This is a genomic window from Bombilactobacillus sp. ESL1094 (assembly GCF_058107425.1).
Genome location: NZ_JBYLUM010000001.1, coordinates 1,780,601 through 1,794,250 on the forward strand (window position 1 = coordinate 1,780,601; position 13,650 = coordinate 1,794,250).

Annotated in this window: 16 protein-coding genes and 1 pseudogene; 12 read left to right on the forward strand and 5 right to left on the reverse strand. The window is 35.3% G+C overall.

Features of this window, described 5'->3' with window-relative positions; translation table 11 throughout:
- Nucleotides 1-283: 283 nt before the first annotated feature.
- The 6 genes from AC3B5S_RS08460 (at nucleotide 284) to AC3B5S_RS08485 (ending at nucleotide 5,761) form a co-directional block, all read left to right on the forward strand.
- Nucleotides 284-1,219 (forward strand): sugar phosphate isomerase/epimerase family protein, encoded by a 936-nt coding sequence (locus AC3B5S_RS08460; protein ID WP_489790370.1) that lies wholly within the window; start codon nucleotides 284-286, stop codon nucleotides 1,217-1,219.
- 17 nt (nucleotides 1,220-1,236) lie between these two features.
- The gene (locus AC3B5S_RS08465; RefSeq protein ID WP_489758020.1) at nucleotides 1,237-2,640 is read left to right on the forward strand and encodes a PTS transporter subunit EIIC; all 1,404 of its coding nucleotides are present in this window, start codon (nucleotides 1,237-1,239) and stop codon (nucleotides 2,638-2,640) included.
- A gap of 73 nt (nucleotides 2,641-2,713) precedes the next feature.
- On the forward strand, nucleotides 2,714-3,457 hold the full coding sequence (locus AC3B5S_RS08470; protein WP_489758021.1) for a DeoR/GlpR family DNA-binding transcription regulator: 744 nt from the start codon (nucleotides 2,714-2,716) through the stop codon (nucleotides 3,455-3,457).
- A 42-nt stretch (nucleotides 3,458-3,499) separates the two neighbouring features.
- Entirely contained in the window at nucleotides 3,500-4,159 is a 660-nt protein-coding gene (gene rpe / locus AC3B5S_RS08475; protein WP_489758022.1) for a ribulose-phosphate 3-epimerase, read from the forward strand.
- Between the two features lie 133 nt (nucleotides 4,160-4,292).
- On the forward strand, nucleotides 4,293-4,592 hold the full coding sequence (locus tag AC3B5S_RS08480; protein ID WP_489758023.1) for an MTH1187 family thiamine-binding protein: 300 nt from the start codon (nucleotides 4,293-4,295) through the stop codon (nucleotides 4,590-4,592).
- A 296-nt stretch (nucleotides 4,593-4,888) separates the two neighbouring features.
- Complete coding sequence (locus AC3B5S_RS08485; protein ID WP_489758024.1) at nucleotides 4,889-5,761, forward strand: GNAT family N-acetyltransferase; 873 nt, start codon at nucleotides 4,889-4,891, stop codon at nucleotides 5,759-5,761.
- Between the two features lie 146 nt (nucleotides 5,762-5,907).
- Here the strand turns inward: AC3B5S_RS08485 and AC3B5S_RS08490 are convergent, their stop codons facing one another.
- The 5 genes from AC3B5S_RS08490 to AC3B5S_RS08510 all read right to left on the reverse strand — a co-directional run bounded on the left by AC3B5S_RS08490 (nucleotide 5,908) and on the right by AC3B5S_RS08510 (nucleotide 9,461).
- Nucleotides 5,908-6,333: an SRPBCC family protein gene (locus AC3B5S_RS08490; RefSeq protein ID WP_489790371.1), complete on the reverse strand. Its 426-nt coding sequence runs from the start codon at nucleotides 6,331-6,333 to the stop codon at nucleotides 5,908-5,910.
- Nucleotides 6,334-6,431: 98 nt separating this feature from the next.
- Complete coding sequence (locus AC3B5S_RS08495; protein ID WP_489790372.1) at nucleotides 6,432-7,088, reverse strand: XRE family transcriptional regulator; 657 nt, start codon at nucleotides 7,086-7,088, stop codon at nucleotides 6,432-6,434.
- Nucleotides 7,054-7,242: a helix-turn-helix domain-containing protein gene (locus tag AC3B5S_RS08500; protein ID WP_489758027.1), complete on the reverse strand. Its 189-nt coding sequence runs from the start codon at nucleotides 7,240-7,242 to the stop codon at nucleotides 7,054-7,056. Before AC3B5S_RS08500 ends, AC3B5S_RS08495 begins: the two co-directional genes overlap by 35 nt.
- A 175-nt stretch (nucleotides 7,243-7,417) precedes the next feature.
- Complete coding sequence (locus AC3B5S_RS08505) at nucleotides 7,418-7,981, reverse strand: UbiX family flavin prenyltransferase (protein ID WP_489758028.1); 564 nt, start codon at nucleotides 7,979-7,981, stop codon at nucleotides 7,418-7,420.
- A 7-nt stretch (nucleotides 7,982-7,988) separates the two neighbouring features.
- Nucleotides 7,989-9,461: a UbiD family decarboxylase gene (locus AC3B5S_RS08510; protein WP_489790373.1), complete on the reverse strand. Its 1,473-nt coding sequence runs from the start codon at nucleotides 9,459-9,461 to the stop codon at nucleotides 7,989-7,991.
- Nucleotides 9,462-9,736: 275 nt separating this feature from the next.
- Here AC3B5S_RS08510 and lpdD point away from each other — a divergent pair, with 275 nt between their 5' ends.
- From lpdD to AC3B5S_RS08540, 6 genes and pseudogenes are all read left to right on the forward strand, one after another.
- A complete protein-coding gene (lpdD, locus tag AC3B5S_RS08515) occupies nucleotides 9,737-10,156 on the forward strand; it encodes a prenylated flavin chaperone LpdD (protein WP_489790374.1) in 420 nt (139 codons plus the stop codon).
- 240 nt (nucleotides 10,157-10,396) lie between these two features.
- Nucleotides 10,397-11,068 carry an MBL fold metallo-hydrolase gene (locus AC3B5S_RS08520; protein ID WP_489769813.1) on the forward strand — a complete coding sequence of 224 codons (672 nt, stop codon included), beginning with the start codon at nucleotides 10,397-10,399 and terminating at the stop codon, nucleotides 11,066-11,068.
- Between the two features lie 117 nt (nucleotides 11,069-11,185).
- Complete coding sequence (locus tag AC3B5S_RS08525) at nucleotides 11,186-12,037, forward strand: Cof-type HAD-IIB family hydrolase (protein ID WP_489790375.1); 852 nt, start codon at nucleotides 11,186-11,188, stop codon at nucleotides 12,035-12,037.
- A 329-nt stretch (nucleotides 12,038-12,366) separates the two neighbouring features.
- Nucleotides 12,367-12,648, forward strand: coding sequence for a type II toxin-antitoxin system RelB/DinJ family antitoxin (locus tag AC3B5S_RS08530; protein ID WP_489769815.1), 282 nt, complete (start codon nucleotides 12,367-12,369; stop codon nucleotides 12,646-12,648).
- Nucleotides 12,638-12,973: pseudogene (locus tag AC3B5S_RS08535) on the forward strand (hypothetical protein); the annotation flags it as partial. The gene AC3B5S_RS08530 and the pseudogene AC3B5S_RS08535, both read left to right, overlap by 11 nt.
- Before the next feature lie 427 nt (nucleotides 12,974-13,400).
- On the forward strand, nucleotides 13,401-13,619 hold the full coding sequence (locus AC3B5S_RS08540) for a hypothetical protein (RefSeq protein WP_489769816.1): 219 nt from the start codon (nucleotides 13,401-13,403) through the stop codon (nucleotides 13,617-13,619).
- Nucleotides 13,620-13,650: the final 31 nt, after the last annotated feature.

Here is a 13,650-nt window from a genome sequence, read left to right on the forward strand (position 1 = left end):
CGAACAAACGTTTTCTCAAATAGAATGATATATCTTTCTATTATTGATTTCAAGTCTGGCTATAAATTAGCTGTTTAAGGCAATTATTGATGATTTGGTTTGATTTTAAAAGAAAAACAAAGTATTATAATTGAGAAAACGTTTTCTCAAAAAAATCCTTCGCTTTGCTTTAAATGGTCAATTTTGTTTCACTGAAAATAAATGATAATTTATGACAAAAAATGATTGATAATGAAAAAATGTGGTGATATACTCGGCTTGAACACAAAAAGGGGGATTTTAAATGAAGTTAGCATCAAGAGTAAATTCTTTTCGACAAAAAGAAAGGTTGAGTTTAAGTGAAACTTTACAAAATTTTTCTCAATTAGGTTTGGAATATGTGGATGTCAATTTTCCAGAACAGGTGCAAGATATTACACCAGAAGTTCTTCATGATTTACTAGTAAAGAATAATTTGAAGCTTAATGGATTAGAGATGAGATTTAACGACAAATTTGTTAATGGCGATTTGGGAAATGCTGATCCGCGATTGTCAGAGGATGCATTGAATCTTTGTTTACAAGCAGCCGACTTTTGTCGAGCAGCTGGTGGGCAAATAGTGACAGTTTGGATGGCACATGATGGCTTTGACTATAGTTTCCAAGTTAATTATTCAGAAATGTTGAATAAAATAGTTACCGCATTTCAAAAAATGTGTGATTACGCTCCAGATTTAAAATTTAGTCTAGAATATAAGCCTTTTCAACCTAGAGCTTATGCCTTTGCTGATAGTTTGGGCATGGATGGAATGTTATTATATGAAATTAATCGCAAGAATTTTGGTGTGACATTGGACTATTGCCACATGTTGATGAAACACGAAAATCCAGCAATGGCGGCTGATATTTTTGCTGGAAGGAAACAATTATTCGGAGTTCATTTAAATGATGGATATGGATTAAATGATGATGGATTAATGATAGCCACATCCAGTCCATTTAAAACGTTAGAATTTATGTTTTATTTAAAAAAGCATAATTACGATGGAGTTATTTATTTTGATACTTTTCCGGTAGTTGAAGATAGTGCAGCAGAGTGTCAACAAAATATTGAAATGATTCATCAATTGGATCAAATGATTACTGAAGTTGGTATTGATAAAATTCAATCAATTATTGAACAAAGTGATCCAATTCAAATCCAAAAACTATTGCTAAGTTTTTTAAACAATCCTAAATAAAAGGGGGAGAATTAACTATGGCAACCGATTTTAAGCAAACTGCGATTGGTATTTTAAAAAATGTCGGTGGTGTTACTAATGTTAGTAACATGTCACATTGTGCCACACGCCTAAGGTTAAATTTGCGAGATCGATCTTTGGCCAAAGATGAACAAATTAAGAACTTGCCCGGAGTGATTGATGTCGTATATCAAGCTGGTCAATATCAAATTTTGATCGGAACCGAGGTTCCCAAATTATATTCAGAATTTGAAAAACAAGTTCAACTTCAATCAGGAAATCAGACTGATAATGTGAATAATGATGTAAAAAAAGAAGCTGGCAATCAAGAAAAAGGCAGTATTATATCACGAATCTTTTCGGCCATTTCAGCCATTTTTGCACCATTATTACCAGCTTTGGCAGGTTCGGGAATTTTGCGTGGTTTATTAATTTTATGTACACAACTTGGTTGGATCAAAGAAAAATCCGGAACTTATGTCATTTTATATGCAGCTTCTATGAGTGTATTTTATTTCTTGCCAATTTTGTTAGCGTTTACTTCAGCTAAACGTTTTGGTGCAAGTCCTTATATCTCAGCTTTAATTGGTGCTTCGTTACTTTATCCAGATTTAATTTCGTTAATGGGAAAAACGGGAAACGGATTCATTACACATTTCTTTGGGATACCAGCAGTTTTAATGAATTATAATTCTACAGTTGTACCAATTATTTTAAGTATATGGGCATATTCTTATTTATATAAATGGTTAGATCAGCACATTACAGAAAATTTGAAGTTAGTCTTATTGCCATTAATTTCTCTGCTTGTAATGGTACCGCTAACAATCATTGTGATTGGACCGATTGGTGTTTACAGTGGCAAATTTATTGCTGCACTGGTTAATTGGTTAATCGGCAAGAGTAGCGCTATTGCAGGATTGGTTGTTGGTGGCGGTTGGAGTGTACTTGTAAGTATGGGGATTCATTGGGCTGTTAATCCGATTATGATTAATAATATAGCTAATTATGGATTTGATTATATTTGTCCATGGACGTTTGCCTGCAATTTTGCAGTCATTGGAACTACTATCGGCGTTTGGTTGAAAGCCAAAGATCCGAAGCTACGTGGTTTTGCATTAACTGGATTTATTACCATTGCTTTATCAGCAATTATTGAGCCAACCTTATTTGGTTTATTAGTAAAAAACAGAAAACTGTGGCTTTCGCAAATCATTGGTGGCATGGTCGGAGGTGCATATCTTGGTTTGACGAAAGTAGTTACGAATGCATTTGTGTTTGGTAGTGTAACAACTTGTCCCGCTTTCATTACGAAGCATGCTGGTAATTTTATTAATGCCATTATTGGATTAGGAATTTCCTTTATTGTTTCTGCTATTTTAGGCTATTTGTTTACCCAGCGTACTGAAAAATTGAGTTAAAACTTCAGCATCAATGTTATCATTAATATGTGGTCAGAATTAAATATTAATGTATAACTAGGTGAAATCATAAATGATCCCGTACGAACGACAAAAAGAAATTATTGATTATCTATCCAATAAAGAAATAGTTAAGTTTGATGAATTACAACAAGATTTTTCTAATGTTTCGGGATCTACTCTCCGAAGAGATTTAAAGAAGCTAGAAGTTGATGGTAAAATTAAGCATTTATCAGGCGGAGCTTTTACGATGACATCGCCAACTGGTGAGCTTTCAATTGCAAGAAAAACTTCTTTAAACTCTAAGAAAAAAAAGATAATTGCTCAATTAGCTGCTGAACAAATTTCTGTTGGCGATAGTGTCTATGTTGATTCTGGATCGAATAATGCTCTTTTGTTAAATGAAATTATTGACCAAAAGATAACTATCTATACTACTAATACTAAAGTTTTGAATATTAATAATGAAGTTCAAGCTGATATTATTTTATTAGGCGGTTACTATAATCCAGTTATTTCTTCTTTAAGTGGAAGCTTGACGCGCAATAATTTAAAGAATTTATATTTTGATTGTGCTTTTTTAGGTGCAAATGGAATTGATGAGAACAAGGGTGTAACTACTCCAAACATCAATGAAGCAGAGAAAAAGAGAATTGTAAAGAATAATTCACAGAAAACTTATCTTCTTTGCGACAGTAGTAAATTTCATAGAATATCGACAGTTCACGTTTTCGATCTAGCTGATGTTACATTAATTTCAGACAAAAAGGATCAATCATTAAGTCAATATGTGCCGTTTATTGTTCCTAAAAATTAATATAATAATATTGCTGCTTAACTTCTTGGCGGAGGTTAAGAGATGAATAAAAAAATTGCACCATCTTTAATGTGTACCAATTTAGGTAATGTAGCTCGTGATGTACAAGAATTGGATACTGCTGGTGTTGATTATTATCATATCGACATTATGGACGGTAGTTTTGTCCCCAACTTTACTTTGGGTCCGGACTTTGTACAAGCAGTGCGGCAGTTAACAACTAAACCGCTAGATATTCACACAATGGTCCAACAACCGGAGCGTTTTGTAACTTTATTTCAACAAGCTGGTGCTGATATGATGTCCATCCATGCTGAAGCAACCAATAACTTGCAAGGAACTTTGGTAGCTATCAAAAATGCTGGTATGAAAGCCGGAGTGGCGATTAATCCCGCGACCCCTTTGAATGTGCTAGATTATGTTTTGCCAGTAGTTGACTATGTAGTCTTAATGACTGTGAATCCCGGTTTTGCTGGTCAAAAATTTATTCCTGAAATGTATTCTAAGATTGAACAATTAAAATCGAAAATCCAAGCTGCCAAATTAGATGTTGCCATTGAAGTAGATGGCAATTTAGGCCAACAAACAATACCACGCTGCGTAGCTTCGGGAGCTGATTGGTTTGTTGGCGGAACCAGTTCTATTTACCATTCCGGAAGCTCTTTAACACAAAACGTACACAAAACTCGTGCATGGCTATAACAACAAAAATCTTAAATAGAGTATCTGTAAGCTGTTCTGCGTGTTGCATACGATTCTCTCTTAAGCAGTTTTATCATACTAAAATGATGCTATAATAATTTATATAGAAAGTTCTTAGAAAGAAGACATTAGAATGAATACTTTAATTTCAGTAGCAATTGCGCCTTTGGGCGTTGGTGAGCATTTAAGTGGTTACGTTGATGATATTATCGGTGTGATTGAAGCTTCTGGTTTGACGTATAAAACAACAGCAATGGGTACCGAGATTGAAGGCGAATGGTCCGAAGTGATGGCTACTGTACAAAAGGCAGTCCAAACCTTAACTGATCAGGGAATTAGAGCTTATGTTTCGCTAAATGCTGATATTCGACCAGGTCATACGGACACAATTGAAACTAAACTACAGAAAATTCATCATAAATTGGAAGGTTAATTGAATACAGAAGTGTCTGTTTGATTCTGAGATAAAGATTTTTAAGTAGGACTGATTAATTTAGATATGGGTAAGCTCGTATACTAATTAATCAGTCCTTTTATATTAGATCCAGAATGAGGTATTAGCCCGTCTTATTTTAAAGCTACCTATAAAGAGAAAAGATTCAAGTAAATTTTTATCCCATACTTAATTTATTTCTGAAGAAAGTTAATATACAATAACCGTTATTATTAAAAATGAGTTAAATGTGATGATTTTACAAAATTTAATGTATACGCATAGAGGGTGTTTGTATGGATATTAAGATTTTGAAGAAATTAAATGTTGAGCAAATCAATGCAGTAAAGCAATTGTTACAGAAGGTTCATCAATATGATCATACTTTTCGTGATCCTTATCTGAGTAATCAATTTAATTTTTTTCCGGATATGCCAACTTTTTTATTGGCTTATCAAAAGCAAAAATTGGTTGGTATGGTTATGATCTATGCGGATGAAAAACCAAGTAACGGTATAGTAGATCTTTATATTAATGTTTTACCTGATGCGCGGAAACAAGGGGTGGCAACAAAATTATTGTCCTATGTTAAGAAAATTTTGCATAATTATAATTACACTAAATGGGAATATATTTCGGAACAAAACTTTTTAAAAAATTATCCTGAATTTTTGACACACAACCAATTATCTATTTCTAATACGGAATATCAATTAAGTTTGGATTTAAAAGAGTTCCACTCGGTAAAGTTTGATGAAAATATTTTTACATCAGAACTAACTGATGCGGAGATATCTACTGTTTCTAAAATGGAAAGCATAGTTTTTGATAATGATTCAACGATTAGTGAAAATTATATTCGCAATAGTTTTTTAGATACCAATATTATCCAATACGTCTTGCATAAAAATAATCAAATTATTGGGTATTGTGCTATTAATTTTGAAACTGAATATTATTTTTTTGATTTATTTATAGCTGCACAATACCAAAAACAAGGATATGGAACTATTTTTATTACTCAGATTTTACAAAAGCTGAAGCAATTAGGTAATAAACGGTGTGTTATTGGCGTAATGGGTGATAATTTACCGGCATTGCAGCTCTATAAGAATGCTGGGTTTATCCAAGATACTAAAATACTATATTTGACAGACCTAATTGTTTAAAATAATCGGCAATACAATTTTTTAGGACAGCCCAGCATAAGTTAAAAAGCTGAATGCTAATTGCTATTAGTTCAATGATTTAAAACCAAACTAAAAAGGAAACGCTTCGTCATTATTAAACGAAGGCTTCCTTTTTGGGTTTTAACTTATCCAGGCTGTTGTTCGATGACCTGGACTAAGTTGGCTAAATTAGTTTGAAAAGCATGTTTGGCAACTGGCGTTAATAACTTTATGGGTAAGTGCTTAGTTGCTTGAGGGTCAACACTTAATTCTTCTTGAATCAGTACTTGCTTGTCTTGTTCTGTTAAGTTAAAGATTAATTGATAGGCTAAACGCCCTTGACTGCTGAGATACTTCACTTGTGCTGGAGTAACCACCACTTGAATAATTTCTTTATCATTTAAAGCGTAATCGGCGCGCTTGATTTGAAAGCGATCGGACGCTTCTCCCATTTGGACAGTATCAATTTCTGGCACCCACTGTAATAACTCTTGGGGATGATCCAAAATATGATGCACACTTGCTAAGTTGGCTTGAGCTAAAGCCATGTTTGAAAATAATACTTGGTTCATAATAATTTCCTCCTTGTGATGCTTTCAGTATAGGAGAAATCAATTTTTGACAAAAATAAGAATACTAATAAAAACTAATTAGTTCTTATCTCAGAATCTTAATTGACATGGTGTAAATCTTCAGGGAACCATTCCGCCAAAATATTTTGGCGTAAACGAGCTTCTTGAGCTTGATTTTTTTGCTCTAAATGTTCCGCACTCTGAGCTAGTAAATAATAACAATTTAGCAACATATAATGAGAGTTATTCTGAGTAATAAAGGCAATGGCCTGGGTCAATTGCTGACTAGCTTTGACGTAATCAGCTTGATTATAAGTCATTAAAGCCGTCAAATAACCAATAATGTTCAAATTCTCTTCATAAGGAGCAGCAGGAGCAGCGCCAAAATTTTGCCAGGCTAATTTTTGATAGTTTTTCATTAGCTGCCAGTTGTATTTGCATGAGTAGGTATAAGCTAAAGCTATGTGACATAAGCGAGTCAAAGTGGTGGGTTTAGGGGTAGGCTGCAATTCAGCCAGGGCTAATTTTAAGCTTTGTAAGTCTTCGTCAAGTTGTTGGGTATTGACTTGAGCAACACCTAGATAATAGTAATATGACTGTTCTTGTAAGATAGTACCAACTTGATTAATAGTTGTGGACTTGGTTAAGAAGTTAGCTAATTCTTGATATTTATGTTGATTACATAATTGTTCCAAAGTTTGATTGAGCCGTTGATCGGCACTAATGCCGTAAGAGGTTGATTTGTAGCCGGTCACATAAAGCGAAGAGTAATTGGGCGTTAGGAGTATAACGATCATGCTCAATGGCTGAGAGCATTGGTTGACTACAAATATTGAGGCAAGCTTGTTTTTGTGAGAGGTGAGCTGTTTGGCGGGCAGCTTTGATTAATGGTCCTAAGGAATTTTCCATAGTAAAAAGCCTTTCGTAAAAGTAAAGTTGTTATTTGACATTATTGTTAATAGTGGCTGCACGTAAGCTTTTCTTGTTTGAAACACAAAAAAAGCAGCAAAATCTTAATTGAAAGACTGCAGCTTCTTTGGTAGATTCAAGAGTCAAAATATAAGATTGATGATGATTATCAGAACTATTTGCCATTCCAGCGTTGGGAGAATTCGTTTGGAATGCCCAAGGCATCTAAAACTTTCATTGATTGATGGTCGAGCAGATCTTGGATTGATGAAGGGTGTGTATAAAATGCGGGGATAGGAGGAATGATCTGTACTCCTAGTTGGGATAGTTTAGTTAAATTTTCTAAGTGGATGGTACTTAACGGCGATTCACGAGGAACGACAATCAACTTACGTTGTTCTTTTAACATGACGTCGGCGGCGCGTCCAATCAAATTGTCTGAAAAGCCGTGTGCAATTCCGGCCACGGTTTTCATGCTAGCTGGTACAATGACCATACCATCAACTAAAAAGGACCCACTAGCAATTTTTGCTCCTTGATTGCGATTATCATAGACATAATCGGCTAAGGAAGTGACATCATTGAGCTGGTAATCAGTGTCTAAGGCTAAGTTTTGTTTAGCCCATTTACTCATGACTAAGTGTGTTTCAACGTCAGTAATTTGCTGAAGCTTTTGTAAAAGGTCGATTGCATAAATTGTTCCCGAAGCTCCAGTTACTCCAATAACGATTCTTTTCATTAGGTATTTACTCCAAATATTTTTTCCAGTCAGGAACTTTCATGAATTGTGCTCTTTGAAATTGTTTTTTCATATCAAACGGAACAGTACCATCAACAACCAATTTAGAGCTCATGCCGCGAAAACGAATCGACTGGGGATCATATTCTGGCCGTTCAGAAGGGTCTAATGGATGGTTCCGCATTCCTGGTAATATCATCAGATCTTTATCAGCTTGAAATCTGGTGTTAATTGTCCAAACAACGTCGTTCATGTCAAAAATATCCACATCTTCATCAACTAAAAAGACGGTCTTTAACTCTTTAAACGCTGAAAAGGCTAATAAAGCTGCTTGTCGTTGTATTCCTTCATCCGTTTCATTATCCTTGTGGATTTGCATAATTGTCATTAGCTTGCCACCGCCTGCAGGGGGATTGTAAACATTGAGTACTTTGCCCGGAATGGCTTTATTCACTAATTGCAAGATGCTAGCTTCGGTGGGGATTCCCGCCATGCTAACATGTTCCTCACTGGGACCAATGACACTTTGCATGATCGGATTTTGGCGATGAGTTACGGCCGTTACTTTAATTACTTGCACTGCGGGATTGGCATCGCCGTCGTAACCTGGAAATTCAGGCATAGCCTTACCAGTGTGGGTATTAATATCTTCTTGAATCCGTTGATTAGGCATGATATATCCTTCTAGGGTATACTCGGATCTAGCGATGGCCTTTTCATCCACTGAAACGCCATTAACTAATTCGACTGGTTGTTGGCGAATGGCACCGGCTACGCTTAATTCATTGTAGCCTAATGGAGTTGTTGGTGGTTCAAAAGTAGTACCAATCGTGACCGCTGGATCAAGTCCAATGTTAATCGTAACTGGCATGGGCTGATTTGCCTGTTCGTATTCTTGGGCAAAGGCCCCAATGTGGCGACCACCAGGCATAATATAAATTCCTAGTGTATCTTTACCTTCGATACACATCCGGTGGATGGTCACGTCAGACATACTTTTTTGCATGTTAGAACCCAAAACGACCCCAACGGTAATATATGGGCCAGCATCTTGTGGAGTATTGGTGGGGGCAGCCACTAATTTGCGAATATCAAAATCCTTATCGGTTGCGCGATGGATAACTTCATGAGCAGGAGCGTCTTTTTCAGCTACGACTACAGGGGCAATTGGCTGTGAAACAGCTTCATTGAACATTTGACCTAGCGTCTTGTAGTCATGGTGTAAAATTTTACCGACCCTTTTGCGACTCGCCATCAAACCAATTAAGACACGGGTATCGGGAAAACCAGTCACATTGTTAAACATCATGGCTGGTCCTTCTTGCGTAGGCCGTTCAACTGTACCGCCAGCACCAATATAGCGATAAACACCGGCTAATTCCGCATTTGGATCAACCGCAACATCAGTTTCATGATAATTTTGCGGATCATCTTGAATCTCGGAGAGAACCTTGCGTAGATCCCATTTTTCTTTAGTCATGTATCATCAACTCCTAGGGAATAATTTATGATTAATAAAGTTTGCACTTGCTGTTAGTTCATAGTAGTGATTTCGTGCCAAATTTTAATTATTTCAAATATGACCTGATCTTCACAGTTATTATAATAATTATGGTCAGTAGAGATCAATTTGAACTCGGTGATTTTACCGTGCTAGAATAGCATAACATAATTAAACTTGGCTTGACGCTCAGTTATGATTTTTTGACAAAGAGCGCAGTGATAAAATTCAATGAGTTGGGTAGGAGAAAGAAAATGAGTAAAAAATATACTTCTGTAGTCACACGGTTAGACTTTTCATTGCAAATTGAAGCAAAATTTATCGGTAAGGATCTCTTGGTTAATTTAACTGGTGGCGATCATCCACATATTGGAGCACTGACCATGATTGACCAAACTGGAACAATAACGAACCAAGCGTTTCCTAGTCATGATGGACGAGTACATAAAGATGGTGTCCTTGCGCGGCAAATTATTCATATTATCAAGGCCAGTTTACCGGGAGTTGGCGTTGTTTCGGCGGGCGTGCATGTTGATCACATTAGTCAAGCCCAGTTACAAGCAACCGGGCCTATGACCGTTAAATTAGGACAACGGTTAAAGAAATGGTTGGATAATACAAATCTGAACGTCACTGAACCACAATATTACGGAAAAGATGAACGTCCCCAATAATGGCGGAGGAGTCAACATTTGAAAAAATAATTTTTTGATTGGCAATAATTTATCGATGATATACTTAAACTATTGATGCTGATAGATCTTGTTGAAAGGAAAGTCATTCTATGAATTATACAAACAAAATATTATTAATAATTTTATGGATTATCACTATTGGTTTATTTGTAATGTATATTAAGGGTATATAATATAAAAAGTAAGCTGTCACAAAATTTTTGATTGTAGGTTCAAAGAATGCAATTTTTAATACAAAAAAGTACCTCTTGGGGTAAAAACAATTATTTCATTATCAAAACTAAAACTGACCAGCTGTTGGTAATTGACCCGCCAGCTGATATTGAACAAAGTTATCCGCTCTTACAGCAAAATACTAGTCAAACTTTGACTATTTTTTTAACCCATCGGCATCACGATCACGTGGAAGGATTGCCTTTTTTACAACAACATTTTAACTGTCACTTGTATGTTGCTAAGCTAGAATGGCAGCAATGGCTTAAAGAAGGACGCCAGCCAACGATTGCAGTGACGACATTTGAGAATGAACAAAGTTATCAGTTTGCTGACGTACAGATTAAGTGTTTGTTAACTCCGGGGCATACGGTGGGTTCCAGTTGTTTTGTGATTAATGACCAGTATTTGTTGACGGGAGATACGTTATTTGTGGAAGGCTGTGGCTTGTGTGGTGACTATGATCAAGCTAATCAGGAAATGTTTGCTTCCTTGCAGCACATCAAGGCTTTAGCGCCAGACTTATTAGTTTATCCGGGCCATACTTATCGGCGTCAGCCTGGCTGTAGTTTACAGTATATTAAGGAACGCAATATTTATTTACGATTTAAAACTTTAGCGCAGTTTATTAATTTTCGAGAACGTCCTAATCAAAAGCATTTGTTAAAATTTAAGTAACATACCTTGTTAAAAAGCAAGTAGGATCCTGGAATAATTAAGCAATAGATTTTTAGATTCTGATGCTTGAAAAGGGCAAGCTAGTTTTTTTATAAATTAATCAAAGAGGCGAGCAGTGTGAAAGTTTTGGTAAGTGATTTAGACGGGACGTTGTTTAATGCGCAGGGGCAAATTTCACAGCCCAATGTTGTAGCTTTACATAAGTGGTTGGAGCAGAATTTATTAGTGATTGCTTCGGGCAGATTTGTGACGAATATCAGACAAATGTTACGTCAGTATCAGTTGCGTGGCCCGATTATCGCACTGAATGGTGCGTTGGTGGTTGACCAAAATGATCAAGTCATTGCTAGTCATGGATTACCAATGACAGCGGCGTTAGAGAAAACCATCGCTTTGTGTGAACAGCAGCAATTAATTTATACAATTTATAATCCTCAAGGTGCTTATACGCGGCGTTATCCGGAAACTAATGCTAGTTTATGGAAGATAGCACAAACACGTAGTGCTAGTTTGGATCCGACTGAGGTACGGCAAGCACAGCAATTTTATAATCATGCCTTTTATCAGGTTAATCAACCGGTTGATGATGTGAATATCATGAAAACAAAACAGCAGCAGATGCTTAAATTTGAAGTTTTTAGTGAACAATCAGCGTTGTTGCAAAAAATTAGAACTATGAATCAGGAATTGAGTGTGGTCTCTTCTTCGTCACGGAATGTAGAGCTGATGGCAGCAAATTGTAGTAAAGGACAAGCTTTGAAACAATTAAGCCAAGAATTGTCATTGGATTTAACGCAGTGTTATGCCATTGGTGATGGTGAAAATGATCTGGCAATGTTTCAAGTTGCTGGTCAAAGTATTGCGATGGCCAATGCTGCGGCAGCTATTAAAAAGCAAGCCGATTTTGTAACTACGACGAACGTTGCTGACGGAGTAGCGGTGGCCATTGAACGAATTTTAAAGGCATAATTAAAAAATAGCTTGTTAGCTTATAACGATAAATTATGATAATCATCTTTAACAGGTGGCTAATTGGCATAAAGATAAAAAAACTATTTTTGTTCTAGCTTTATTTAGAAGTAATATCATAGGAATATTTAGGCAACTTTTGGTTAGTTTTATTGGGTAGGATAATCGTCATCAATTTTACATTTATTTGTTAGATACATGACATGAAACAATTATTTTATGTCAGGATTTTATTCGCTAATAGTATTCTTTAGTAGCGTAAATTGATTGAATTTATACTCAAAAGGTATTATTATTTGAGTACAAAAAGAAAGGCAGGCAAGAAAAACATGGTAGTTAAAGAAAAGAAACGGATTCAAGTTCAGATTGATAAGGATTTGGCTGAGAATACTGAAGCAGTCTTAGATGAGCTAGGATTAAATCCAACCACGGCAATTAATATGTTTTATAAGAGAATTGTGGCTGATGGTGCTTTGCCTTTTAAACCTGCCTTAAATTCGGAAGAAAAATCCAATTTACGTTTTCTTAAGGCTACAGAAGAGACACCAGTTACGGAATTTAAAGATGCTAAAGAGGTGGCCGATTGGCTTAACGATTCAGATGAGGACTAATGATTTAATCACATTATATGTTAGTTTTGTAGAAACTAACGGTGGCAAGTCGCGCCCCGTATTAATTCGTAGAGTATCAATGCGAACGGTTGAAGCTTTTAAAATTACTAGTAAGTATCAAAATAAATCGGTTTATATCAAGCAACAATATTATCCAATTAAGGATTGGCAGTCTGCTGGATTAAAAAAGCCTTCATGGGTTGATCTGGGGCATCTCTATCGTTTTCCGAAAGTTGGATTAAAATTTAAAGAAATCGGTCATTTAAGTAAGCTAGATCAAAATAAAATTATTACTTTTGCTCTTAACCTTAAATCAAAAAGAAAGTAAAACAGAATTCACATGATAATGCAAAATGACATTGGTATTTACAGAGGTTAGTTGTCTTATGTTGTAATTAGTGATAATAATAATTCTGGTTAGTTAGAAATTTTGAATATTGTATCTTATTGTGTATAACCAGAAGTCAAAAACTCTAGAAAAAATGTTAATTTCAATGGTCATTGAATAAATTGTAAAAGCTTAATCAAATAATTAAACTTTAGCTTTCAAGATCGAAGTTAATGCAATTTATTTAGATTAAACTAGATACTAAAGTTTGAATAGGTAAACAAGAATTGAATTTCATATAGTAAATTATTTATGTGTTTAAAATCAAATTACTGTTTTCTGAAATCTATTAGTTGAGTAAGAAAGTGTAATATTTATGAAAAAGTTTTTAAAAACTATGTCTAGTTCTTTGGAAGAGGTCACTATGTTATTTGTTCTAAGAAATAATATTCAAATTGATGTCAATAAATATCCTGATCTCAATGATTTAGGATATTGGGTGCCAACCAAGATTGAATCTAGATTGCTTTTAAGAACTAAATTACCACAACCGACTGTAGTTAACAGATTTCAGCAGATAACCAAGTTATCCGCTGAAGATTTTGACATGGGAGTGGTATCGAGTATCAATGATGTTTGGTAAATCATTTATAGTATTAATATTCAATAATAAA